At 67.4% G+C, this 24,575-nt stretch carries 23 protein-coding genes; 12 read left to right on the top strand and 11 right to left on the bottom strand.

From position 1 onward, the window contains the following. The first annotated feature begins 142 nt into the window (after positions 1-142). The gene (locus P24_RS02500) at positions 143-1,027 is read left to right on the top strand and encodes a DUF1848 domain-containing protein (RefSeq protein WP_008943120.1); all 885 of its coding nucleotides are present in this window, start codon (positions 143-145) and stop codon (positions 1,025-1,027) included. Positions 1,028-1,029: 2 nt separating this feature from the next. On the opposite strand, the gene grpE is transcribed toward P24_RS02500, so the two are convergent. Continuing rightward, a complete protein-coding gene (gene grpE, locus P24_RS02495) occupies positions 1,030-1,677 on the bottom strand; it encodes a nucleotide exchange factor GrpE (protein ID WP_008943119.1) in 648 nt (215 codons plus the stop codon). A gap of 45 nt (positions 1,678-1,722) precedes the next feature. Next, a complete protein-coding gene (gene hrcA, locus P24_RS02490) occupies positions 1,723-2,763 on the bottom strand; it encodes a heat-inducible transcriptional repressor HrcA (protein ID WP_008943118.1) in 1,041 nt (346 codons plus the stop codon). A gap of 167 nt (positions 2,764-2,930) precedes the next feature. Here hrcA and rph point away from each other — a divergent pair, with 167 nt between their 5' ends. The 3 genes from rph to hemW are packed head-to-tail and all read left to right on the top strand — an operon-like array spanning position 2,931 to position 5,412. Further along, positions 2,931-3,647: a ribonuclease PH gene (gene rph / locus P24_RS02485; protein WP_008943117.1), complete on the top strand. Its 717-nt coding sequence runs from the start codon at positions 2,931-2,933 to the stop codon at positions 3,645-3,647. Between the two features lie 4 nt (positions 3,648-3,651). After that, the gene (gene rdgB, locus P24_RS02480) at positions 3,652-4,251 is read left to right on the top strand and encodes an RdgB/HAM1 family non-canonical purine NTP pyrophosphatase (RefSeq protein ID WP_008943116.1); all 600 of its coding nucleotides are present in this window, start codon (positions 3,652-3,654) and stop codon (positions 4,249-4,251) included. A gap of 3 nt (positions 4,252-4,254) precedes the next feature. Continuing rightward, positions 4,255-5,412: a radical SAM family heme chaperone HemW gene (hemW, locus tag P24_RS02475; RefSeq protein WP_008943115.1), complete on the top strand. Its 1,158-nt coding sequence runs from the start codon at positions 4,255-4,257 to the stop codon at positions 5,410-5,412. Positions 5,413-5,430: 18 nt separating this feature from the next. Here hemW and P24_RS02470 read toward each other — a convergent pair whose 3' ends face one another. The 6 genes from P24_RS02470 to rsmI all read right to left on the bottom strand — a co-directional run bounded on the left by P24_RS02470 (position 5,431) and on the right by rsmI (position 11,112). Then, complete coding sequence (locus tag P24_RS02470) at positions 5,431-6,939, bottom strand: YifB family Mg chelatase-like AAA ATPase (protein WP_008943114.1); 1,509 nt, start codon at positions 6,937-6,939, stop codon at positions 5,431-5,433. Positions 6,940-7,118: 179 nt separating this feature from the next. Then, positions 7,119-8,084 (bottom strand): glutathione synthase, encoded by a 966-nt coding sequence (gshB, locus tag P24_RS02465; protein ID WP_040706358.1) that lies wholly within the window; start codon positions 8,082-8,084, stop codon positions 7,119-7,121. Positions 8,085-8,154: 70 nt separating this feature from the next. Further along, a complete protein-coding gene (locus P24_RS02460) occupies positions 8,155-8,988 on the bottom strand; it encodes a SirB1 family protein (protein WP_008943112.1) in 834 nt (277 codons plus the stop codon). 3 nt (positions 8,989-8,991) lie between these two features. Further along, positions 8,992-9,729 carry a BON domain-containing protein gene (locus tag P24_RS02455; protein WP_008943111.1) on the bottom strand — a complete coding sequence of 246 codons (738 nt, stop codon included), beginning with the start codon at positions 9,727-9,729 and terminating at the stop codon, positions 8,992-8,994. A 106-nt stretch (positions 9,730-9,835) separates the two neighbouring features. Further along, a complete protein-coding gene (locus tag P24_RS02450; RefSeq protein ID WP_008943110.1) occupies positions 9,836-10,213 on the bottom strand; it encodes a YraN family protein in 378 nt (125 codons plus the stop codon). Continuing rightward, on the bottom strand, positions 10,210-11,112 hold the full coding sequence (gene rsmI, locus P24_RS02445; protein ID WP_008943109.1) for a 16S rRNA (cytidine(1402)-2'-O)-methyltransferase: 903 nt from the start codon (positions 11,110-11,112) through the stop codon (positions 10,210-10,212). Before rsmI ends, P24_RS02450 begins: the two co-directional genes overlap by 4 nt. A gap of 30 nt (positions 11,113-11,142) precedes the next feature. Between rsmI and P24_RS02440 the strand changes: the two genes are divergently transcribed. Next, on the top strand, positions 11,143-12,546 hold the full coding sequence (locus P24_RS02440) for a penicillin-binding protein activator (protein ID WP_156816139.1): 1,404 nt from the start codon (positions 11,143-11,145) through the stop codon (positions 12,544-12,546). A gap of 15 nt (positions 12,547-12,561) precedes the next feature. Here the strand turns inward: P24_RS02440 and P24_RS02435 are convergent, their stop codons facing one another. Next, a complete protein-coding gene (locus P24_RS02435) occupies positions 12,562-13,758 on the bottom strand; it encodes an NAD(P)/FAD-dependent oxidoreductase (protein ID WP_008943107.1) in 1,197 nt (398 codons plus the stop codon). A gap of 146 nt (positions 13,759-13,904) precedes the next feature. Here P24_RS02435 and P24_RS02430 point away from each other — a divergent pair, with 146 nt between their 5' ends. The 5 genes from P24_RS02430 (at position 13,905) to P24_RS02410 (ending at position 21,437) form a co-directional block, all read left to right on the top strand. Beyond that, positions 13,905-16,826 (top strand): [protein-PII] uridylyltransferase, encoded by a 2,922-nt coding sequence (locus P24_RS02430; RefSeq protein WP_008943106.1) that lies wholly within the window; start codon positions 13,905-13,907, stop codon positions 16,824-16,826. A gap of 57 nt (positions 16,827-16,883) precedes the next feature. After that, positions 16,884-18,431 (top strand): murein biosynthesis integral membrane protein MurJ, encoded by a 1,548-nt coding sequence (gene murJ / locus P24_RS02425; RefSeq protein WP_008943105.1) that lies wholly within the window; start codon positions 16,884-16,886, stop codon positions 18,429-18,431. Positions 18,432-18,517: 86 nt separating this feature from the next. Further along, the gene (gene trpS / locus P24_RS02420; RefSeq protein WP_008943104.1) at positions 18,518-19,519 is read left to right on the top strand and encodes a tryptophan--tRNA ligase; all 1,002 of its coding nucleotides are present in this window, start codon (positions 18,518-18,520) and stop codon (positions 19,517-19,519) included. 156 nt (positions 19,520-19,675) lie between these two features. Further along, on the top strand, positions 19,676-20,227 hold the full coding sequence (locus P24_RS02415; protein WP_008943103.1) for a NifU family protein: 552 nt from the start codon (positions 19,676-19,678) through the stop codon (positions 20,225-20,227). Between the two features lie 103 nt (positions 20,228-20,330). Further along, positions 20,331-21,437: a glucosaminidase domain-containing protein gene (locus P24_RS02410; protein ID WP_008943102.1), complete on the top strand. Its 1,107-nt coding sequence runs from the start codon at positions 20,331-20,333 to the stop codon at positions 21,435-21,437. An 11-nt stretch (positions 21,438-21,448) separates the two neighbouring features. Here the strand turns inward: P24_RS02410 and P24_RS02405 are convergent, their stop codons facing one another. Then, complete coding sequence (locus P24_RS02405; protein ID WP_008943101.1) at positions 21,449-22,513, bottom strand: polysaccharide deacetylase family protein; 1,065 nt, start codon at positions 22,511-22,513, stop codon at positions 21,449-21,451. A gap of 125 nt (positions 22,514-22,638) precedes the next feature. Continuing rightward, positions 22,639-23,199, bottom strand: coding sequence for a D-alanyl-D-alanine dipeptidase (gene ddpX, locus P24_RS02400; RefSeq protein ID WP_008943100.1), 561 nt, complete (start codon positions 23,197-23,199; stop codon positions 22,639-22,641). A gap of 69 nt (positions 23,200-23,268) precedes the next feature. Here ddpX and tsaB point away from each other — a divergent pair, with 69 nt between their 5' ends. Further along, positions 23,269-24,003, top strand: coding sequence for a tRNA (adenosine(37)-N6)-threonylcarbamoyltransferase complex dimerization subunit type 1 TsaB (gene tsaB, locus P24_RS02395; RefSeq protein ID WP_237740154.1), 735 nt, complete (start codon positions 23,269-23,271; stop codon positions 24,001-24,003). Positions 24,004-24,042: 39 nt separating this feature from the next. Beyond that, positions 24,043-24,531, top strand: a complete 489-nt coding sequence (locus P24_RS02390) for a GNAT family N-acetyltransferase (RefSeq protein WP_183078001.1) — start codon at positions 24,043-24,045, stop codon at positions 24,529-24,531. Positions 24,532-24,575 lie beyond the last annotated feature (44 nt).

The following is a 24,575-nucleotide window of genomic DNA, read 5'->3' as shown; positions in this document are numbered from 1 at the left end:
CCGTCAAGGCACCGGTCGGAGCCCCCTATTGGGATGGGGTTAAGCTGACCTGACGGAACTGCAAGGGTATATAGGCAGCGAAACTTGGTGCTGCAACGGTGAAAATCCGCCAATTCGGGCACGAAAAACGGCAAAAAGGCACATGATCGTCTCTGCGAGCTACCGAACCGACATCCCGGCCTTCCATGGCGACTGGTTCCGGATGCGCCTGCGTGCCGGCTATTGCCTGGTCGCCAGCCCCTATGGCGGAAAGCCCTACCGGGTGGCGCTGACGGCGGAGGCGGTGGACGGCTTCGTGTTCTGGACGCGCAATGCCGGCCCCTTCCTGCCAGCGCTGGAAGAGGTACAGGCGTGCGGCATGCCCTTCATCGTACAGTACACCGCCACCGGCTATGGCCGCGCGCTGGAACGCGCCACGCTGCCTGCCGAGGGCGCCATCGCGCAGATGCGCACGCTGGCGGCAACCTATGGCAGGCGTTCGGTGGTCTGGCGCTATGACCCCATCCTGTTTGCGGGTGGAATGGATGCCGACTGGCACCGTGCCAATTTCTGCCGGATGGCCACAGCGCTGGCCGGCACGGTGGACGAGGCGGTGGTCTCTATCCTCTCGCCCTACCGCAAGACGGCGCGCAATCTGGACCGCATGACCCAGCGCACCGGTCTTGCCTGGCAGGTGCCGGACCCGGACCAGTCCGCCGCCTTGCTGGCCGATCTGGCGGAGATTGCCCAGGGCGCTGGCATGCGCCTGACCCTGTGTGCTCAGCCCGACCGGCTGACGGCGGGAGTGTCGCCCGCCGCCTGCATTGATGCCGCGCGCCTGTCGGATGTCGCGGGGCGGGATATCACCGCCCGCACGAAGGGTAACCGGCCGGGCTGCCTGTGCGCCGAATCGCGGGATATCGGCGCCTATGACACCTGCCCGCATGGCTGTGCCTATTGCTATGCGGTGGCCGATCACGACAAGGCGCGTCGCAGTCACCGGGCGCATGACCCGGCGGCGGAGAGTCTGTCGCCGATGGGAAATTAGGCTCAGGCCGAGGTATCGACGCGCCCGGCTGCCTTCGCCTCGCCCTTGGCGACGCCGACCATGGCGGCCTTCAGCAGCCGATCATGGATGACATAGCCCGGCTGCAGCAACTGCACGACGGTGCCGGCCGGGTGGCCGCTGTTCTCCACCTCGAACATCGCCTGATGGTAGTTGTAGTCGAAGGGATCGCCCGGCTCCGGCGCCACCCGGCGCACGCCGTGTTTCTCCAGCGCCGCCAGCAGGGTGCGCTCGGTCATCTCCACGCCTTCCATCAGTGCCTTCACGGCAGGCTCGTGCGCGGCCTCGGCCGGCACGGAAGAAAGGGCGCGGCGCAGATCGTCGGCCACGCCGGCCACGTCCCCGGCGAAATTGGCGATGCCGAACTTGCGGTCCTGCTCGCGGTCGCGCTCTGCACGCTTGCGCACATTCTCGGTCTCGGCGACGGCACGCAGCAGCTTGTCGCGGGTATCCGCCAGCTCCTGGGCCAGCGCGCGGGTGGCGTCGTCGATGTCCATCGACTCCGCTTCCTCGCCGACGCCGACCTCGTCCAGCGTCTCCGGCGACTCGGTGCCAGAAGCGGTCTCGGGGGCGGTCACCTCCGGTTCCTGGGTGTCTGAGGCATCGTTCTGCGGCTTGGTATTCTGGGTCATGGCTTGCTGCTAGCTTCCGGTTCTTCGGTCTGTCGTCGGGTTCATTTACCCTATCATGCGGCCGATGATCTTGGCCGTGTAATCGACCATCGGGATGATGCGGGCATAGTTCATGCGGGTCGGGCCGATGACGCCGATGGCGCCCAGCACCTGCTCGCGGCTGTTGGCATAGGGGGCGACGATCATCGAGCAGCCGGCCAGGCCGAACAGCTCGTTCTCGGACCCGATGAAAATCTGCACCCCCTCGCCCTTGTTGGTGGCTTCCAGGAGGCGCATCAGGCTCTCTTTGGTTTCCAGCGTCTGGAACAGGGTGCGGATACGCTCCAGATCCTCCAGCGCGGTCACATCCTCCAGCAGGCGGGCCTGGCCGCGCACGATCAGATAGCCGGCATCGTCGCCGCCGGTCCAGGTCGCCAGCCCGGCCTCCACCACCTTCTGCGACAGCGCATCCAGCTGGGCGCGGTGCTGTTCCAGCTCGTGCTGGATGAACAGCTTGGCCTCCTCGATGGTGCGGCCGTTCAGACGGGCATTCACGTAATTGCCAGCCTCCATCAGTGCCGAGGGCGGCAGGCCGGCGGGCAGCTCGATCACGCGGTTCTCGACCATGCCATTGTCGGACACCATGACGACCAGCGCCCGGTTCGGCCCCAGGCTGACGAACTCCATATGCTTCAGCCGGTCATCCTGCTTCGGCGCCATGACGAGGCCTGCGCAGTTCGCCAGGCCCGACAGGGTGGTGGTCGCCTGTTCCAGCACATCGCCATAGGAGCGGCCGAGGGCGGCGCATTTCGCCTCGATGGCGGTGCGCTCATTCTCGGTCAGCCGGCCAACCTCCAGCAGCCCGTTCACGAACATGCGCAGGCCGGCCTCGGTCGGCAGCCGGCCTGCCGAGGTGTGGGGCGCGAACAGTAGCCCGGCCTCTTCCAGGTCGGACATCACATTGCGGATCGTCGCCGGCGACAGCGCCAGATCGAGCCGGCGCGACAGGGTGCGCGAGCCGACCGGTTCGCCGGTTTCCATATAGGCATCGACGATAAGGCGGAATATCTCCCGCGACCTCTCATTCAGCTTGGTGACGGCTGACATCGGTGAAGGCGTTGAAATTCCGTACAAATCCATTTGCTTTCGGGTTGTTCGAAGCCTTCCGAATCTAGGTACGCCCTGGCACAGCGTCAATGTGTCCTCGACGCAGCGCGCGCAGGGGGCTAGCTTGCGCGCCGAAATGCGAACCAGCCATCCCCATGGAGGATACCATGCGACCTTCGGGCCGCGCGCCGGACCAGATGCGCGCCGTTACCCTGGAACCGGGCGCCAGCAAGTACGCCGAAGGCTCCTGCCTTGCCCGGTTCGGCGACACGCATGTGCTGTGCGCCGCATCCATCGAGGACCGGGTGCCGCCCTTCCTGCGCAATTCCGGCAAGGGCTGGGTGACGGCGGAATACGGCATGTTGCCGCGTTCCACCCACACCCGCACCGACCGCGAGGCGGCGAAGGGCAAGCAGAGTGGCCGCACCCAGGAAATCCAGCGGCTGATCGGCCGCTCGCTGCGCGCCATCGTCGATCTGGAAAAGCTGGGCGAGATCACCATCAAGGTGGATTGCGACGTGCTGCAGGCCGATGGCGGCACCCGCACGGCGGCGATTACCGGCGCCTATGTGGCGTTGCATCAGGCCTGCCAGCATCTGCTGAAGCTGGGCATGGTCAAGGCGCTGCCCTTCACCGATTCGGTGGGGGCGATCTCCTGCGGTATCTACAAGGGCCAGCCGGTGCTGGACCTCGACTATGCCGAGGATTCCGACTGCGATGCCGATGCCAATTTCGTGCTGACCGGCACCGGCGGCATCGTGGAGGTGCAGGGCACCGCCGAGGGCGCGCCGTTCAGCCAGGCGCAGCTGGGCGAGCTGCTGGGCCTCGCCAACAAGGGCATCGGCGAGCTGGCGATCCTGCAGCGCAAGGCGCTGGGGCTTTAGCGTCATGGCGCGCCGGTTTGCAGAGAAAAAGCTGGTCATCGCGAGCCACAATCCCGGCAAGGTGCGGGAGATCGGCGATCTGCTGCGCCCCTTCTCGGTCGAGGTGGTCTCCGCCGGCGACCTTGGCATCTCCGAGCCGGAGGAGACCGGCATGACCTTCCGCGCCAATGCGGAGCTGAAGGCAAGGCATTCGGCGGAAGCCTCCGGCCTGCCGGCGCTGGCCGACGATTCCGGCCTTGCGGTCACCGCGCTGAATGGCGATCCCGGCATCTATTCGGCGCGCTGGGCCGGCCCGTCGAAGGATTTCGGCCACGCCATGCAAAAGGTCGAGGAGGCGCTCGCCGGCAAGACGGACCGGTCGGCCCGCTTCGTCTGCGCGCTGGCGCTGGCCTGGCCGGATGGGCATGTGGAGATTTTCGAGGGCACGGTCGCGGGCGATCTGGTCTGGCCGCCACGCGGGGACAAGGGCTTCGGCTACGATCCGATGTTCCGCCCGGCAGGGGAAGCCTTGACCTATGGCGAGATCGACCCGGACGAGAAGCACGCGACCAGCCACCGGGCGGCGGCGTTCCGGCAGCTGGTCGAGGCCTGCTTCAAGGACTGAGACATGACGGCGCCGGACACTCTGGCGGTCTATGTCCACTGGCCGTTCTGCCGGTCGAAATGCCCCTATTGCGACTTCAATTCTCACGTCTCGGCGAGCATCGACCATGCGCGCTGGCGGGCCGCCTTGCTGCGTGAGATCGACCATTATGCCGACCGCACCCCGGGCCGGACCGTCACCTCGGTCTTCTTCGGCGGCGGCACCCCTTCGCTGATGGAGCCGGCGACGGCGGCTTCTGTCATCGAGCATATCGGCCGGCGCTGGCGCCTGGATGCTGGCGTGGAGATCACGCTGGAGGCCAACCCGACCTCGGTGGAGGCGGCGCTGCTGGCGGGCTTCCGTAGCGCCGGGGTGAACCGCGTCTCGCTCGGTGTGCAGGCGCTAAACGATGCCGACCTGAAATTCCTCGGCCGCGAGCATTCGGCGCGCGAGGCGCTGGCGGCGGTCGATATCGCCGCCAGCCTGTTCGATCGTTTCAGTTTCGATCTGATCTATGCCCGGCCCGGCCAGACGGTCGCGGGCTGGGAGGCGGAGCTGCGTCAGGCGCTGTCCCATGCGGTCGGCCATATCTCGGCCTATCAGCTGACCATCGAGGAGGGCACGCCCTTCCATCTGCGTCATGCGCGCGGCGAGTTCCAAATCCCGGACGAGGATACCGGTGCCGCCCTCTATGAGGCAACGCAGGCGGTGCTGGACGCGGCCGGCCTGCCTTCCTACGAGATTTCCAACCATGCAAGGCCGGGCGAGGAATCGCGGCACAACCTCGCCTATTGGCGCTATGCCGATTATGCCGGCATCGGCCCCGGCGCGCATGGAAGGTTGACGTTGCAGGAGGGCAAGATCGCGACGCGCCAGCACCGCGCGCCGCAGATCTGGCTGGAACGGGTGGAGCGCGACGGCCATGCGACCCAGGCCGAGCTGCCCGTCGCCCCTGAGGAACGGCTGACCGAGATGCTGATGATGGGGCTGCGCACGGTGGAAGGCGTGCCGGCGGACCGCTTCATCCGCGAGACCGGCCGGGAGATGCGCGCCGCCCTCGATTCCGTGCGGCTGGACCGGCTGGTCGCGGGCGGGTTCCTGATCGCCGATGCCGCCGGCCTGCGCGCCACGGCTGAGGGCCGCCAGCGGCTGAACGCCCTGCTGCCGGCACTGCTGGGCTGAAACTCTACCGTCCCCTTTTTACCGTCCGGGCGCGATGCGGCGGTAGCTGAGCGCCTCCGCGATCTGGATACGCCCCACCTGCTCCACACCGGCGAGATCGGCCAGCGTGCGGGCCACGCGCAGCACCCGGTGATAGCCGCGCGCTGACAGCTTCATCCGCTCCGCCGCCTCGGTCAGCAGCGCCTTGCCGGCGGCATCGGGGGTTGCGACCTCCTCCAGCAGCGTGCCGTCGGCCTGCGCGTTCACCCTGATTTCAGTGCCGTCATAGCGTGTGCGCTGGATCGCCCGCGCCGCCGCAATGCGCACTGCCACCTCCGCCGATCCCTCGCGCGGGCTGGGCAGGGCCAGATCGGCAGGGCTGACCGCCGGCACCTCCACATGCAGGTCGATACGGTCGAACAGCGGGCCGGAAATCTTCGACTGATAGTCCAGCGCACAGCGCGGCGCGCGACCGCAGGTCAGTGACGGATCGTCCAGATGGCCGCAGCGGCAGGGATTCATCGCCGCCACCAGCTGCACCCGTGCCGGATAGGTCACATGCGCATTGGCCCGCGCGACCACGGCACGGCCGGATTCGAGCGGCTGGCGCAGGGATTCCAGAGTGCCCCGCGCGAATTCGGGGAGTTCGTCTAAAAACAAAACTCCGTTGTGGGCGAGGCTGATCTCTCCCGGCTTCGCTCTTATGCCGCCGCCGACCAGGGCGGGCAGCGAGGCGGAATGATGCGGGTCGCGGAAGGGCCGCCGCCGGCGCATCCGCCCGCCCTCCAGATGGCCGGCGATGGAATGGATCATGCTGACCTCCAGCGCCTCCGCCGGGTCGAGCGGCGGCAGCAGGCCCGGCAGGCGCTGCGCCAGCATCGACTTGCCGGAGCCGGGCGGGCCGATCATCAATAGATTGTGGCCGCCGGCCGCCGCCACCTCCAGCGCGCGCTTCGCCGTCTCCTGCCCCTTGATGTCGCGCAGATCGGGATAGCGTTCCTCCTCCGCGGCCAGCCTGGCCTCGGGCGGGGTCAGAACCTGCGTGCCCTTGAAATGGTTGATGAGCGACAGGAGCGTGGGGGCGGCCAGGATCTCGATGCGCCCGGCCCAGGCCGCCTCGCCGCCGCAGGCCGCCGGGCAGATCAGCCCGCGATCCTCCGCACTGGCGCCGATGGCGGCGGGCAGCACTCCAGCCACGGATGCTATGGAGCCGTCCAGCCCCAGTTCGCCCAGCACGGTATAGCCGGATATCTCCTCGCCCGGCAGCACGCCCATGGCGACCAGCAGCCCGACGGCAATCGGCAGATCGAAATGGCTGCCTTCCTTCAGCAGATCGGCGGGGGCGAGGTTCACGGTGATGCGTTTGGGCGGCAGCGCCAGCCCCATGGCGCCCAGGGCGGCGCGTACCCGCTCCCGGCTTTCGCCGACCGCCTTGTCCGGCAGTCCGACGATGGTGAAGGCGGGCAGGCCGGCCGCCATCTGCACCTGGACATCGACCGGCAGCACCTCGATGCCCTGGAACGCGACCGTGTTGACCCGCGCGACCATCCGCCCTCCCCGCTGCTACCTGCGATGGTATGGGGTGGACAGAGTTCGGGCCAGAAGAAAGTTTGCAGTCTTCCTCTTTCGTCACCCTCGGGCTTGACCCGAGGGTCCATCGGACCGTGCCAATCACTCGGTCAATTGATGGTCGGGTCAAGCCCGACCATGACGAAGAAGAATGTTCCTTAAGCCGAAGCAACCCCGGTGCGGCCGGTCAGCTTGCCCTCGATGGCGTCCCAGATCTTCGCCTCCAGGCTGACGCTGTCATAGCGACCGATCTCCTGCAGGCCGGTCGGCGAGGTGACGTTGATCTCGGTCAGATAGTCGCCGATCACATCGATGCCGACGAACAGCAGCCCGCGCTCGCGCAGGGCCGGGCCGATGGCGGCGCAGATGTCGCGCTCGCGGCTGGTCAACTCGCTCTTCACCGCCTGGCCGCCGGCATGCATGTTGGCGCGCGCCTCGCCCTCGGCGGGGATGCGGTTGATGGCGCCGGCCGGCTCGCCGTCGATCAGGATGATGCGCTTGTCGCCCTGGCGGATTTCCGGCAGGTAGCGCTGCACGATGACCGGCTCGCGGTAGAGCTGGGTGAAGGTTTCCAGCAGCGCCGAGAGATTCTCGTCATCCGGTTTCAGGTGAAACACGCCGGCCCCGCCATTGCCGAACAGCGGCTTCACGATGATGTCCTTGTGCTCCGCCCGGAAGGCCAGGATTTCCCGGCGGTCGGTGGTGATCAGCGTCGGCGGCATCAGCTCGGCGAAATGGGTGACGAACAGCTTTTCCGGCGCGTTGCGCACATGCACGGGGTCGTTCACCACCAGCGTCTGCGGATGCACATGCTCCAGAATGTGGGTGGTGGTGATGTAGCTCATGTCGAAGGGCGGGTCCTGGCGCAGCAGCACCACATCGACGGTGGCGAGGTCGATGCTCTCCGCGCTGCCCAGCGTGGCGTGGTTGCCCTTCTCGCGCCGCACAGTCAGCGGCCTTGCGCGGGCGATGGCGCGGTTGCCCTTCAGCGACAGATCCTGTGGCGTGTAGTGGAACAGCGCGTGGCCCCGGCGCTGGGCCTCCAGCGCCAGCACGAAGGTGCTGTCGGCGTCGATGTTGATCGGCTCGATCGGGTCCATCTGGATGGCGACGGCAAGGCTCATGGCCGGCATAACTCCCAAAGAGGAATGGTTTTGCCGGCACTATAGCGGTGCTTGTCCGGCCGCCCAAACGCTAGTTGAGACGCCCCCGCCAGGCCTGCAGCAGGGCCGCCGCCTCATGCCGCTCCTCACTGGAGGGGGCCAGTTCGACAAAGCGCTCCAGCGCCTCGATGGCCGCCCCCATCCGTTCCAGCCGGGCGTTGACCAGGGCTGCCTCGCGCCACAGCGGCACATGGTCCGGCGCGAACAGCAGCATGCGGTCGATGACCGACAGCGCACGCTCGAACGCACCCTGCCGGACCGCCCGCAGCAGAATATTGTTTTGCAGGCGTAACAGAATGTCCTTGTCGGTTACCGGTTCATAATAATCGGGCAGCAGTCCGGCATCCTGTCCGGCGATGGCGGTCAGCAGCTGGCGCAGATCGACCGCTTCCAGCATCCGCCCGCCATTAAATGGATCGAGAATGGCGCGGCCGCCGGCGGCCTGCAGGCGGATCAGGAAATGGCCGGGGAAGTTCAGCCCCTCGGCCCGCCAGCCCTGGCTGCGCGCGGCATGGATATAGAGGATACCGAGTGCAACTGGCAGGCCGCGCCGGCGCTCGATCACGCGCATCAGATTGGCATTCTGCATGTCGTCATAGGTGAGATCGTCGCCGCGATAGCCGAAGCGCTCGGCCATCACCGCGCTCAGCGTCCCGGCGCAGCCGGCGATATCGCTGTTCCGGCTGGCGGCGGTCCCGTGGAGCGCGTCCGCCAGTTCGCCCAGATGCTGGCGGTACCAGCCAAAGCCGACGCCGGGTCGGTCGAAGCTGGCCAGCGCCAGGGCGGCACCGGCAAGGTCCAGAGGCGCTGTGCCAGCCCCGGCGAGGCCGGCAAGGAGGGCGTGCGCTTCCGTGCCGTCCGCCATCGTCTATTGCAGCGGCACGCGCTGGATCGGCGCCGATTGCGTGGAAGGCGCCGGCTCGATGCGCGGCGCGGGTTCGGACTGCGCGGGGGCCGTGGCCGGCACGGGGCCGCTTTCCGGTGCGCTGGACGGCGTGCGTATCTGCGGATCACCCTTCAGCAGCACATGGTTCACGACCCTGTTCACGCCGCTGATGTTGCGGGCGTGGTTGATCACACGCTCCAGCTCCTCGCGGCTAACCGCCACGCCCATCAGATAGACGATGCTGTGGATGGTCTCGACACTGTAGTTGATGGCGTTGATCTGGCTGTCGAACAGCAGCTTGCTGCGCAGCTGCGTGCTGATCCACACATCGGTGGCATAGCTGCCGCCACGCGAGCCTTCCTCGCCATCGACACGGATTTCGTTGATCACCTCGCGCACGCCCTGGACCTGCCAGACCAGCCGCACCGCCTCCACCCTGTCCTCCGCCTTCGGCACAATGCCGGTCAGCAGCACGCGACCGTTGGAGACCGACAGGCCGACACGGCGCATCATCTCGATGTCCTTCTCGAACCACAGCCGGTTGATCTGTGCGCGGATGCCGGTGTCGTTGGCGGCGGTGTTCAGCCCGCCCTCCTGCTGCGCGGCAACGCCGGCGGTGGCACCCGCCCCCACGGCAACGCCAAGCGGCGTGCAGGCGGAGAGGACCGGGACAGAAAGGGCGAAAAGCAGGGAAAGCAGCAGGAAACGAGAGCGGATCATGGAGTCTGTGGTTCCCGAATCGGCGCGTGGGACGATGATGGGCGGCACTGTGCTTCTGAAATGTCGCAGAAAAAGGGCCGTCTTGCAGCCGGTAAGATTATGGCGGCTATCCGTCGTCCCGCCAGGCATCGCTTATGTGGCGGGGCAGCAGCCCGCCATCCAGCAGCATGGCGTCGAAACGCAGCGCCAGCCGCTCCCCGTCCGCCTGGCGCTGGGCGAACCAGCCGAGCGCGCGCAGGATGCGCCGGCGCTGGTCCCGGCCGATGGCGTCGGCGGCGTCCTCCAGCGTTCCGCGCCGCTTCACCTCGACGGCGACCAGCGTATTGCCGCGCCGGGCGACGATGTCGATCTCGCCGACCGGGGTCCGCAGGTCGCGCGCCAGGATGCGGTAGCCCTTCAGCCGCAGCAGCCAGAGGCAGAGCGTCTCCGCCGCGATACCCCTGCGCCGTGCCTGCTGGCGATCCTGCCGGCTGCGGGGCTTCATCCTTTCTCCCCGGTACTTTCCCCGTCTCTCTCCTGGGCGAGTTCGAGGGCGCGAGCATAGACCTGTTTGCGCGGCAGGCCAGTCTCGCCGGCCACCAGGGCGGCGGCATCGCGCGTGCTGTTGCCGGCAAGGGCGCGGCGCAGGGCCGCATCCAGCGTATCGGCGCTGGCTTCCTGCTCCGCCGGGGCGCCGACCACGATGACGATCTCGCCCTTGGGCGGGCCGGCCTCGGCGTAATGCGCGGCCAGCGCGGAGAGCGGGTCGCGCCGCACCTCCTCGAACAGCTTGGTCAGTTCGCGGGCGACAGCACCGGGGCGGTCGCCCAGCACGGCAGCCATGTCGGCGAGGCTGGCGGCGAGGCGCGGCCCGGATTCGTAAAACACCAGCGTTGCCGGCACGCTGGCCAGTTCGCCCAGCGCGGTGCGCCGGGCGCCGGATTTCGGCGGCAGGAAGCCGGCGAACAGGAAACGGTCGGTCGGCAGCCCGGCCAGCACCAGCGCCGCCAGCAGCGCTGAGGGGCCGGGGGCCGCAGTGACAGCCAGCCCGGCTTCCGCCGCGTCGCGCACCAGCTTGTAGCCGGGGTCGGAGATAAGCGGCGTGCCGGCATCGCTGACCAGCGCCACCGCCTTGCCCTGCCGCACCGCGTCCAGCAGGGTCGGGCGAACCTTATCGGCGTTGTGGTCGTTATAGGCGATAAGCGGACGCTTCAGGCCGAAGGCGGACAGCAGCTTGCCGGTGACCCTGGTATCCTCGCAGGCCACCAGATCGGCGGAGGCGAGAATGTCGCGGGCACGCATGGTAAGATCGCCCAGGTTTCCGATCGGCGTGGCGACGATGTAGAGTGCCGGCGTCAGCGACGCGGCCGATGTGATTTTACGGTCGGTCTGGGAGCGCGACATGGGTTTACCGATGGCAGCTTGGAGAAACAGGTGTTTGGCCTTTCTACGCTAAAGCGTCGCGGCGTGCCGCAAAAGCATGTCACCAGCCGGGCGATTCTTCTCGTCTGCGCGCTGGCCCTGCCGCTGCTGGCCGGCTGTGGCGGGTCGCGGGGCGGAGGCGGCAGCACTGAAAGCGGACCGGTCGTTGCCACGCCCGCCCCCTCTGCGCCGGCGGTACCGCAGACCGCCACCCAGGGGCCATTGTCCACCGTTCCGGCCGCGCCGTCGCTGATCCCGCCGCCGGTCCGCGCGCCCGGCGACAAGATCAAGGTCGCCATCCTTCTGCCGCTGAGCGGCCCGGAGGCGCGCATCGGCCAGTCACTGCTGAACGCGGCGCAGCTGGCCCTCTTCGATGTGGCCGATGCCGATTTCCAGCTGCGCCCCTATGATACGGGCGGCGATCCGATGGAGGCCGGCACGGTGGCGCAGCAGGCGCTGGCCGATGGCGCGGAAGTCATTCTGGGGCCGCTGTTCGCCGCGGCGACGACGGCGGTCGCCCCGCATGCGCATCAGGCCGGCGTGCCGGTCCTCAGCTTCTCGAATGACGAGGCGGTCGCTGACCGCGGCATCTTCGTACTGGGTTTCCTGCCGCGCGACCAGGTGGCACGGGTGGTGCGCTACGCCACGGCGCAGGGCATCACGCGCTTTGCCGCGCTGGCCCCTGACACGCCCTATGGCCGGACGGTCACGCGCGCGCTACAGGACACCACGCAGGGCGCCGGCGCGGCGATCGTGCGCGCCACCCTGTACAATCCCGGCACCGGCGATTTCACCGCGATTGCCCGGCAGTTCGCCGATTACGACCAGCGCAAGCGCGCGCTGGCGGGAGAGAAGGCCAGGCTCGCCGGGCGCGACGACGAGGCCTCGAAGCGTGCGCTGGCGCGGCTGGAGCGCATGGAAACGGTGGAAGAACTGCCCTATCAGGCGGTGCTGCTGCCGGATGCCGGCCAGCGGCTGCGCAGCCTGGCGCCGATGCTGGCCTATTTCGATGTCGATCACCGTAAGGTGCGGATGCTGGGCACCACCCTGTGGGAAGACCCGTCGATTGCCGGCGAGCCGACGCTGGCCGGCGGCTGGTATGCGGCCCCGGCCTCCGATGTGCGGACCAGCTTCGAGGAGCGCTATCAGCAGGCCTTCGGCAGCCGCCCGCCGCTGGTGGCCGGGCTGGCCTATGACGCCACCGCGCTGATGGCGCTGCTGTCGCGCGACCGCGACCAGCCGGATTTCAGCCTGGAAACACTGACGTCGCCGGAAGGCTTCGCCGGGGTGAACGGCATCTTCCGGCTCAAGCCCGACGGGCTGAACGAGCGCGGCCTTGCGATCTATGAGATCAATAATGGCCAGCGCCGTGTCATCGATCCGGCGCCGCAGAGTTTCCAGCCGCTCATCAACTAGCGGCGGATCAGTGCCTCAGACGACGTTTAGTTCCAGAATCGGCTCGTTGCGGGCGAAGCGCTCATAGCCGAACCGGGTCAGGTCGATGCTGCGGTAGCCGCCCTGCAGGATCAGCTCGGCAACGGCGCGGCCGACCGCCGGGCTTTGCTGCAGCCCGTGGCCGGAGAAGCCGTTGGCGAAAACCAGGTTGGCGATCTCCGGATGGCGTCCGACGATGCCGTTCTGATCGACGATGTTGTAGTCGTAATGCCCGGCCCAGGCGCCGGTCAGCTTGATCGCCTCGAAGGCGGGTACCCGTTCGGCAAGCGACGGCCAGACCGTCTCCTCGAACAGATCGTATTCGACCTCCAGATCGTCGGAATCGGGGTCGCGGTCCTCGGGCGGAGAGACGCCGCCGATGAAGCCCTTGCCCTCCGGCCGGAAATAGACCCCGGACGGGTCGATGGTCAGCGGCGCCAGCGGCTCGATGGGCGTACGGCAGTCGAACACATAGACGAAGCGCTTCTTGGGCACGACAGGCAGGGCGATGCCGGCCAGCGCCGCCACCCGGCCCGCCTGGGCGCCGGCGGCATTCACCATCGTTCCGCAGGCGAGACGACCGCCCTCGCGCAGGGTGACGGCGGTAATCCGCCCGGCGTCGCGCTCGATGCCGGTCACCTCGTCCTTCAGATAGACCGCCCCCAGCGAGCGCGCCTTTCGCTTGAAGGCCTGCAGCAGGGTGAAGGGATCGAACCAGCCCTCGTCGCGCACTCCAAGGCAGCCGAGTGCGATGCCCTCCAGGCTGAGCCAGGGGAAGCGCCGTGCCAGCTCCGCCGGTTCCAGCAGCACCGTGCCTTTAACGCCCTCGGCACGTTGCGTGGCGTGGTTCCTCTCCAGGATCGGGCGGCCGGTCTCGCTCGCCAGGAACAAATAGCCGCCCTCGACGAAATGGATGTCGGGCCGGTCGCCCTCGACCTCCAGCAGCTCCGGCACCTGTTTCAGGAAAGCCGCCCCGAACTGGCCGATGGCAATGTTCTCCGGCGTGGAGAATTGCTGGCGGATGCCGCCGGCTGACAGCGGCGTGGAAGCGCGGGCATAGGTCGGGTCGCGCTCGATCACCGTGACGCGCCCGGAAAACACCGGGTCGCTTGTCAGGAAATAGGCGATGGCGCTGCCGATGACGCCGCCGCCGACGATGACGATATCGCTGCTGTTGTGGGGATAGTCGCTCACGATGCGGCGCTTTCCTGAAGGATGGGCCTGAGGGTTTGGCCGGGGGTCATCCCGGATAGGCGTGGTGCGGGGGCCTTAAATCGCTTAGCTTTAGCGCTATCTTATAGCGAGGGAACGGGCTTCCCGAAACGGCTGAAAGCAACAGGATGCTGTCTTCCATTCTCAGCAAGGCGCCGCTTGGCAAGGCCGCGCCGGACAAGAACCAGGGCAAGGCGGCCACCGGCCGGTCCGGCGGCGGCATTGCCGACCGCGGCCAGATCATCGACCCGGTGAAGCTGCGCCGCGACCTGGCCGCGCTGGCGGCCCGCGACGATCTGAAGCCGCAGGAGCTGCGCAACGGCGTGCTGTCGCGCCTGCGTGACGCGCTGGCGAGCGGCCGGGATGAGGTCGAGCGCCGCTTCCTTGGCCATAAGCCGGGCGAGCGCATTGGTGAGAAGACGGTCCGCAGCCTTGCCTATCTGACGGATGAGCTGGTGCGGGTGCTGGCCGATTTTGCCGCCGGCACGGCCTATCCCTCGGCCAATCCGACAGTTGGTGAGCAGCTGGCCGTGGTCTCGGTCGGCGGCTACGGGCGCGGCGAGCTGGCGCCGCAGTCCGATGTCGATCTGCTGTTCCTGCTGCCCTACAAGCAGACGCCGCGCGGTGAGCAGATCGTCGAATACATGCTCTACATGCTGTGGGACATGGGGCTGAAGGTCGGCCACGCCACACGGTCGGTGGATGAATGCCTGCGCCAGGCCCGCGAGGATGTGACGATCCGCACCGCGCTGCTGGAATCGCGCATCATCTGGGGCAACGAGGCGCTGCATGAGGATCTGCAGCAGCGCTTCTGGGATGAGCTTGCCGACAGCACGGTGCTGGAATTTGTCGAGGCGAAGCTGGCCGAGCGTACGACCCGGCACGAAAAGGTCGGTGGCTCGCGCTATGTGCTGGAGCCGAACATCAAGGAAGGCAAGGGCGGGTTGCGCGACCTGCACACGCTCTACTGGATCGGCAAGTACGTCTATCATACGGAAACGGTGGATGGGCTGGTGGAAGCCGGGGTGCTGACCGCCGCCGAGCGCCGGAAGTTCGCCAAGGCGCAGGACTTCCTGTGGACGCTGCGCTGCCACCTGCACTATCTGACCGGGCGGCCCGAGGAACGGCTGACCTTCGATGTGCAGACCGAAATGGCGCGCCGCCTAGGCTATACCGACCATGCCGGCACCATCGCCGTCGAGCGCTTCATGAAGCACTATTTCGTGGTGGCCAAGGATGTCGGCAACCTGACGCGCATCGTCTGCGCCGCCATCGAAGCGAAGATCCAGCGCCGCCCCCGGCTGCGCCTGCCGTCCCTGCCGTTCCGCAAGCGCACCTATGACGGGTTCGTGCTGGATGGCGAGCGCCTCTCGGTGCCGCGCGCCGACCTGTTCGAGACCGATCCGGTGAATTTCATCCGGCTGTTCCACACCGCGCAGCAGCACGATCTGGACGTTCACCCGGATGCGCTGCTGCTGATCACGCAGAATCTGAAGCGGGTCGATGCGGCGCTGCGCAACGATACCGAGGCGAACCGTCTTTTCCTCGACATCCTGACCTCACCCAAAGGCCCGGAGCGCATCCTGCGGCTGATGAACGAGGCCGGCGTGCTGGGCCGGTTCATCCCGGATTTCGGCCGGGTCGTGGCGCAGATGCAGTTCGACATGTATCACGTCTATACGACCGACGAGCACACGATCCGGGCCATGGGCATCCTGCACCAGATCGAATCCGGCCAGCTGGCCCAGGTCGCGCCGGTGGCCAGCGAGATCGTCCACAAGGTGCTGTCGCGCCGGGCGCTCTATCTCGGCATGTTCCTGCACGACATCGCCAAGGGACGCGGCGGCAACCATTCGCTGCTGGGCGAGAAGGTGGCGCATCGCCTCGGCCCGAGACTCGGCCTCAGCGACGAGGAAACCGAGACGGTCGCCTGGCTGGTGCGCAATCACCTCTGGTTCACCGCCTTTGCCTTCAAGCGCGATATCGGCGATCCGAAGACGATCCAGGACTTCTGCGGGATCATCAAATCGCCGGAACGGCTGCGCCTGCTGCTGGTGCTGACCGTGGCCGATGTGCGCGCGACCAATCCGGCGATCTGGAACAACTGGAAGGCCGGCCTGCTGCGCAACCTCTATTACCGTGCCGACGAGGTGCTGTCCGGCGAGGTGTCCGAGGATGCGCTGGCCAGCGGCCAGCAGAATATCGGCCGTGCCGAGCAGGCCAAGGCGGCCTTGCGCGCTGCATTGCCGGACTGGCCGGAGGCACAGGTGAAGGCGCATCTCGCCAAGGGGCAGATCTCCTACTGGCTCAGCCACGATACCGAGACGCTGGTGCGCCACGCCCTGCTGATGCGCGAGGCAGCCACCGTCGAGCAACCGCTGCTGATCGACACGCGCATCGATACCCATCGCGGCGTCACCGAAGTCACCATCTGCACGCCCGACCATCCGGGCCTGTTCAGCCGGCTGGCCGGCGCCATGGCGGTGGCCGGCGCCAGCATCGTCGATGCCCGCATCTTCACCATGACCGACGGCATGGCGCTGGATACCTTCTGGGTACAGGATGCGACCGACGGTCCGTTCGACCAGCCGACCAAGCTGGCGCGACTGTCGGCCGCGATCCACAAGGCAATGTCGGGTGAGTTGAAGACGCGCCAGGCACTGCGCGAGAAGGCGGCGGGCGCGCTGCCCAGCCGGACCCGTGTGTTCAAGGTGCCGCCGCGCGTGCTGATCGACAACAAGGCCAGCGCGACGCACACGGTGATCGAGCTGAACGGCCGCGACCGGCCGGGCCTGCTGTCGGACATCGCACGGGCCCTGAACCAGCTCTCCCTGCAGGTCTCCTCGGCGAAGATCTCGACCTATGGCGAGACCGCCATCGACGTGTTCTATGTGAAGGATGTGTTCGGGCTGAAGGTCGAGCATGCCAGCAAGCTGGCGGCGATCCGCGAGAAGCTGCTGACTGCCCTGGCCGAGCCGGGTTCGGTCTCAGCCTCCGCACAGGCCGGCGAGAAGCGCCGCAAATCCGCCACGGTCCAGGCGGCGGAATAGCGCCGCCCGAGAAATCGGGATCGCCAGACTCCTCCAAATCGGCTAGAGCCTTTCGCCATGTCGATGCTGCGCCACATCGCCACGGTCGGCGGCTACACGCTGGCAAGCCGGTTGACCGGCTTTGCCCGCGATATCCTTATCGCCGCGCTGGTGGGCGCGGGGCCGGTGGCGGACGCCTTCTTCGTCGCCTTCAAGTTCCCCAACTTCTTCCGCCGGCTGTCCGGCGAGGGCGCCTTCACCATCGCCTTCGTGCCGATGGTCTCCGGCCTGCTCACGACACAGGGCCGGGAAGCGGCGTTGGATTTCGCGCAGCGCACGCTGGCGGTGATGGCCGTCATCATGCTGGGCTTCCTCGCCGTGATGGAGGTCATCATGCCCTGGGCGATGCATGCCATCGCCCCCGGCTTCGCCGCCGATCCGGCCAAGTTCGACCTCGCGGTGGAGCTGTCGCGCATCACCTTCCCCTATCTGCCGCTGATCTCCTTCGTGGCGCTGATCGGCGGGCTGCTGAACGCGACCGACCGGTTCGCGGCGATGGCGGCGGCGCCCATCCTGCTGAACATCTGCCTGATCCTGTCGCTGTTCGCGCTGGTGCCCTATGCCGAGACGCCGGGCCATGCGCTGGCCTGGGGCGTGCTGATCGCGGGTTTCGGGCAATTCTTCTTCCTGCTGGCGGCGGCGCGGCGCAACGGGCTGCCGATGCGCCTCGTGCGGCCGCGCCTCACGCCCGACCTCCGCAAGCTGTTCCGCCTGATGCTGCCGGCCGCTGTCGGGGCGGGCGTCATGCAGATCAATTTGCTGGTCGATGTGCTGCTGGCCTCGCTGCTGCCGACGGGCGCGATCTCCTACCTCTATTACGCCGACCGGGTGAACCAGCTGCCGCTGGGCGTGGTCGGCATCGCCATTGGCACGGCGCTGCTGCCGCTGCTGTCGCGCCAGGTGAAGGCCGGCGAGGATGCGGCGGCGCTGGTCAGCCAGAACCGCGCGCTGGAGGTGGCATTGCTGCTCACATTGCCGGCGACGGCGGGGCTGGTGGTGCTGGCTGGCCCGATTGTCGAGGTGCTGTTCCAGCGCGGCGCCTTCACGGCGGCGGATGCGCAGGCCACCGGGCTGGCGCTGGCGGCCTATGCGCTGGGACTGCCGGCCTATGTCGCGGTGAAGGTGCTGGCGCCGGGCTTCTATGCCCGCGAGGATACGGCCACGCCGGTGAAGGTCGCGGTCGCCGCGATGCTGGCCAATATCCTTGTCGGTGTGGTGCTGATGCAATTCATCGCCCATGTCGGGCTGGCGCTGGCGACCGCCTTCTCATCCTGGCTGAACGTTGCCCTGCTGGGGACGATCCTGGCGCGGCGCGGCGGCTTCGCGCCGGATGCAAGGCTGCGCGGCCGGGCCTGGCGCATCCTGCTTGCCAGCCTTCTGATGGCGGGGCTGCTGGTCGCCGGGCTGGAGGTCTGGGCGATGAGCCGGGGCGTCGAGCCTGTACTGCGCGCGGCCCTGCTGGCCGGCCTCGTTGCGTCAGGCGCCCTGCTCTATGGCATCGCCTGCCAGATCACCGGCGCGGCCCGCTGGGGCGAGCTGAAGGGCATGCTGCGCCGAAAGTCCTGAAAGCATGCCGCACTTGACCCTGGCCGCGCGATGCGGGAATAGTCCCCGGCTCTTATCCACAGCTTTCCCCATCAGGGTTCTCGCGCATGTCCAATAATCTGATCTTTTCCGGCATCCAGCCGACCGGAAACCTGCATCTCGGCAATTATCTGGGCGCGATCCGCAACTGGGTGAAGCTGCAGCACGATTTCGACTGCATCTTCTGCGTTGTCGATCTGCACGCCATCACCATCCCGCAGGACCCGGCGGTGCTGCGCTCCAGCATCCGCGAGGTGGCGGCCGGCATGATTGCTGCCGGCGTCGATCCGAAGAAGAACATTCTGTTCAACCAGAGCCGCGTGCCGGCCCATGCCGAGCTTGCCTGGGTGCTGAACTGCATCGCCCGCATCGGCTGGCTGAACCGGATGACCCAGTTCAAGGACAAGGCCGGCAAGAATCGCGACAACGCCACGGTCGGGCTGTATGTCTATCCGAACCTGATGGCCGCCGACATCCTGGCCTACAAGGCGACGCATGTGCCGGTCGGCGATGACCAGAAGCAGCATCTGGAGCTGGCGCGTGATATCGCGCAGGCCTTCAACAGCCAGTTCGGCGTCGATTTCTTCCCGCTGCCGGAGCCGCAAATCTTCAAGACCGCCGCGCGCGTGATGAGCCTGCGCGACGGCACCAAGAAGATGAGCAAGTCGGATGCCTCCGACCAGAGCCGCATCAACCTGACCGACGGGCCGGACGAGATCGCGCAGAAGCTGAAGCGCGCCAAGACCGACCCGCTGCCGTTGCCGGAGACGGAGGCGGAGCTGGAAGACCGGCCGGAAGCCGCCAACCTGATCGGCATCTATGCCGCGCTGTCCGACCGCTCCGCCGCCGAGGTGGTTGCGGAGTTTGCCGGCAAGGGCTTCGCCGAGTTCAAGCCGCGCCTCGCCGAGCTTGCGGTGTCGGTGCTGGGGCCCATCGGGCTGGAGATGCAGCGCCTGACCAAGGACCCCGGCTATGTCGATCAGGTCCTGCGCGAGGGCGGGGAAAAGGCCAATGCCATCGCCGCGCCGATCGTCGATCAGGTGCACGATATTGTCGGTTTCCTGCGGTAAGATTCCCTGATTTTGCCGTTTTCGCGCCGCAATCCGCCGTTACCTGATTACCTGCCATGAGGTGCGTGCGCTTGATCGGCGGGAGAAATCAGACCATATAGGTCCTGAATTGATCCTGCCAGCAAAGCAAAACGCATCTCGCGTGGAGTGATAGCCATGTTCATCCAGACCGAATCGACGCCGAACCCGGCAACCCTGAAGTTCCTGCCCGGGCGCAGCGTGATGGAAGAAGGCACGGCGGATTTCGCCGATGCCGAAGCGGCCAAGCGCTCGCCCCTCGCCAAGCGGCTGTTCGCCGTCGATGGCGTGACCGGCGTGTTCTTCGGGGCCGACTTCGTGAGCGTCGCCAAGCGCGACGACAAGGAATGGTACGTGCTGAAGCCGGCCGTTCTGGGGGCGATCATGGAGCATTTCACGGCGGGCGATCCGCTGCTGCTGGCCGATGACTCGGCCGATGCGGCCCCGGCCGGCGAGGATAGCGAGATCGTGCAGACCATCAAGGAACTGCTCGATACCCGCGTCCGCCCGGCGGTTGCCCAGGATGGCGGCGACATCGTCTTCAAGGGTTTCGAAGATGGCGTCGTCTATCTCCACATGCAGGGTGCCTGCGCCGGCTGTCCCAGCTCGACCGCGACCCTGAAGATGGGCATCGAGAATCTGCTGAAGCACTATATCCCTGAGGTGGCGGAGGTGCGTGCCGCGATGTAGCGGCCGCCCCGCCCCGGTTTTCCCCACCGTTCCCGCGTTCGATGGCCGTGCCGAAAGGCGCGGGCGGAAGGGGTTTGTTTTAACAAGACGGAGCGACACGAGGATGCGGAAGCCCGATTTCGCGACTTCTTCCCTCGGCCTGCTGGCCACCGCCGTGGTCCTGTTGCAGGCGACGGCGATCCTCGCCGGACCCACCCTGCCCTATTATCCCGTATCGGGAGACCGGCAGGCCGGCCCGGCGGCGACCGCCACCGCCCTTCAGGCCCCGCGTGCGGATGCGATTACAGCCGCTGTCCGGGTCCGGCAGGCCGCCGCCCTGCCGCGGGTACGGCTGTTCACCGGCGCCAGCACCGCGCCGCTGCCGGGGACCGTGACCAGCGTCCGCCGCAGCCATGAAGCGCGCCAGCTGTTCGAGCTGGCCGGCTACGATCTGGCAGCCGTGCGCGCCGGCGAAAGCGCCGTGCCGCGGCTCTTCCTGGCGCAGGTGCCGGTTGATCTGCGCAAGCTGCGCGAGGTTGAGGAACGCAAGACGCTGTTCATCAAGACGGTCCTGCCGCTGATCCTGCGGGTGAATGAGGAAATCGCCGAGGATCGCAGCCGCCTGCTGGCGCTGGATGCGCGGCTGAAGGCGGGTGCCGTGCCAGGCCCGATGGAGCGGCGCTGGCTGGACAGCCTCGCCGCCGCCTATGGTGTCGAGGCGGAGGATGGCGCCCTGCCCAACCTGGCGGCACTGCTGCTGCGCGTGGACGAGATTCCGGTGGCGCTGGCGCTGGCGCAATCCATCGAGGAGAGCGGCTGGGGCACTTCCCGCTTCGCGCGAGAGGGCAATGCGCTGTATGGCCAGTATGCCTGGAGTGATTCAGCGGGGCTGAAGCCGGCCAATGCCGGGGCGGATGCCGCCCATGTGGTGCGCAGCTTCGACCGCGTCATCGACGCGGCGGCGGCTTACAGCCTGAACCTCAACACCCATCCGGCCTATCGCGATTTCCGCGCGGCGCGGGCCAGGATGCGGGCAGCCGGCACGCCGCTGGATGCCGAGGCGCTGGCCGGCCACCTGCTGCGCTATTCCGAGCGCGGTGCCGATTACGTGCGCACGCTGCGCATCATCATCCGGGCCAACCGTCTGGAGGAGCTGCAGCAGGCCAGCCTCGCCAGCGGCATGGTCGTGGCGATGGCGGAAGAGACCCCGGTGCGGCGCGGCGAAAGCTGATGCTCTGAGCCTCAGTTTTCCGGCACGTAGAACTGCAGGCCGAACCAGCGCCAGCGGGCCTCCGGGCCCAGCATGGTGCAGTTGATGCGCGACCGGCCCGCCGGCAGCGGTTCCGCCAGCCGGATCTCGATCCGGCCCGCCGGCAGCCTTTCCATATGGGTGCGGCCCTGACGGGAGGCGAAGCAGTCGAGCTGCGCCGTGTCGCCGATTCCCGGCAGGACGGTGAAACCGATAGCCGGCGGATTCCGGCCGGTCAGCACCGGGTCGTTCGGCGTCAGGTCACTCACCGGCAGCGGCAGCGCATTGGCGACCAGGCGGAAGCGGTCCAGCCCGCCATAATTCTCGTTCAGCGGGAAGCGCGGCAGCTGATAACGGTCCATCTGGCTGTGCGCCACGCCGGAATGCTGACCAAAGGCCGCCTGGAAACCTTCCGCCGCCACGATATCGCGGATCGCGGTCGAATATTCCCCGTAAGGATAGGCCAGGAAGGCCGGCTTCTTGCCGGTCTCCTCCTCAATGCGCGCATTGGCCGCGCGGATATCGTCCCGCGCCTTGTCGAGCGGCAGGGTCGGCAGGTGCGGATGGCTGGCGGTCTGGTTGCCGATCTCGACGCCGCCGCGCGCCAGTTCGCGGATTTCATCCCAGCTCATATAGTCGCCGCCGCGCTGGATCACGTCGGTCGAGACGAACAGGGTGAAGGGAAGGCCGGCGGCGCGCAGCCGCGGCCAGGCCTCCAGATAGACCGAGCGGTAGGCGTCGTCGATGGTGATGGCGACGGCGCGGTCGGGCAGTGGTTTGCGGTCGCGCAGGGCAGCGACGATGCGCGACAGGGGCAGCACCTGGTAGCCGCCGCTCTTAAGCTCCGCCAGATGCGCCTCGAACTGGTCGATGCGGATGCTGGTCGAGGGCAGATCCTCCTCGCCGAACCGGTGGTACATCAGCACGACCGCCGAGGCGCCCTCGATGCCGGCCTGACGGTCCTGGGCCGTTGCGAAGGGTGTCGTTGCGGCGAACAGCGCCAGGACGGCACCGCACAGAGAAGTCCTGGCAAGAAAAGCTGGGATCATCCGCGCCATGTCAAGCTGCAGTCCTCATCGGATACTGGGTCGAAGTCCGGGTCATAAAGACCAAGTTTTTCATCTGCTTCCAAGATTAATCATACCATGAAGAACGTTCTGGCGCTTGCGAATCAGCGCACTGGTCAGGGCTGCTTCATCAGGCCGGGCCGCAGGACGCTGTCGCTCAGGATCGGCAGGCGGCGCGGCTGGAACAGCTGATAATGCCACCACTCCTTCTCGTAGAAATCCCAGCCGGCGGCCGACATGATGCCCAGCAGCAGATGGCGGTTGCGCTGCGCCTCAACGGAAACGCCGAGGCTGCCATGCCAGGATAGTGGCGTTGCCGCATCGAAGCCCGTCCCCATATCGAGTTCGGCACCGCTGCCATCGATCAGCGTCAGGTCGATGGCAGCGCCCCGGCAGTGCGGCCTTGCGCCGGAGCGCGGGTCGGAGACGAAATCCGGGTCGGGCAGGGCGTGCCACAGCGCCCATTGCGCCTCCAGCGGCCGGAAGGCGTCGAGAATCTTGAGGCGGTAGCCGAGGGGCGCTGCCAGCGCCACAGCGCGGCGCAGCTTCGCCTCCGCCTCGGTATGCAGATAACAGCCGGCACGGCCATAGATCGGCCGGCCCGTGATATTGTCGGCTGTGGCATAGGCCAGCGCCAGCACCACGCCATGCCCAGCCTCGGTGATTTCGACCAGCATCCTGCCTTCCTGTCGCGGTTTGCCTCTTGTGCCGAGGCCGTGTATCTCCATCTGAAAAGGCGTTCTAGCATGCTCCGGCGTGGCGCGGGAGAGTGGCCGGGCGGACGGATCGAAGGGATACCGGTGAATATTCTGGCTCTTGATAGCGCGCTTTCCGCCTGTTCGGTCGCGGTGCTGGCCGATGGCGCGGTCCGCGCGGTGCAGCGTCAGGCGATGGCGCGCGGCCAGGCGGAGGCGCTGCTGCCGATGGCGCGCGCAGCGCTGCAGGGGGCCGGCCTTGCGTTTGCCGATCTCGACCGGCTGGCCGTGACCGTCGGTCCCGGCTCCTTCACCGGCCTGCGCATCGGGCTGGCAGCGGCGCGCGGCCTCGCGCTGGCAACCGGTCTTCCCCTTACTGGAATCACCACGCTTGAGGCGCTGGCTGCCGGCACCGATCCGGCAGCGCGCCGGGGGCGGACCGTCGTGGCGCTGATCGATTCGCGGCGCGGCGATGTTTTCATGCAGGCCTTCGATGCGGATGCGAAGCCGCTGTCGGAACCGGCTTCGGCCGATCCGGCGGTGCTGGATGCCGTGCTGCCGGCCGGACCGCTGCTGCTGGCGGGCGATGCTGCGCCGGCCGCGCTGGACCTCCTTCTGAAGGCGGGCCGCGATGCCGAGCTGGCGGCAGACAGCGAATCGCCCGATCCGGTGATTGTCGCGCGGCTGGCGGCGGCACGTCCCCGGCCCGATGGTCCGGTCACCGCCCTCTATCTGCGGGCGCCGGATGTCAGCCTGCCGCGCGCGCCCGTTCTGCGCGTCTCCTGATTTACGCAGCGAAGGACGGATCGACGGATGGGCGGGCCGATGGCTGAAGAGGCGAGGGATATCCGGGCCAGCGCGGTTCTCGCCGGGCCGTTCGATATCGACCTGCTGGCCCGGCTGCAGGCGCTGTGCTTCGACCAGCCCTGGGGCCGGGATTTTGTCGCCCGAATGTTCGCCGTGCCGGGCGGCTTTTCGGTTCTGCTGAAGGTGAATGCGCGCACTGGCCGCATCCCGGTCGGCTTCGCCATGTGCCAGCTGGTGGCCGGGGAGGCCGAACTGCTGACTCTGGGCGTCGTACCGGATTATTGCCGGCGCGGCCTCGGCCGCTATCTGTTGCGCTCCTGCATGGACAAGGCGGCGGCGCGCGGCGCCACCATTATGTACCTGGAGGTTTCGGAAAAGAATCACGCCGCACAAAGATTATATGAGACCGCCGGCTTTTCCGTCATTGGCCGCCGCCCGAAATATTACAAGGAAATAGATGGAAGCCAAACCGACGCGCTGAACATGCACTGCTCGCTTGTCGGTTAGCGTCTCGTTATGGGCGACTCCATATTTTTGCCATGAATATTGTA

The organism is Oceanibaculum indicum P24, from assembly GCF_000299935.1.
GTDB lineage: Bacteria > Pseudomonadota > Alphaproteobacteria > Oceanibaculales > Oceanibaculaceae > Oceanibaculum > Oceanibaculum indicum.
This window is presented reverse-complemented; position numbering and strand designations above follow the sequence as displayed.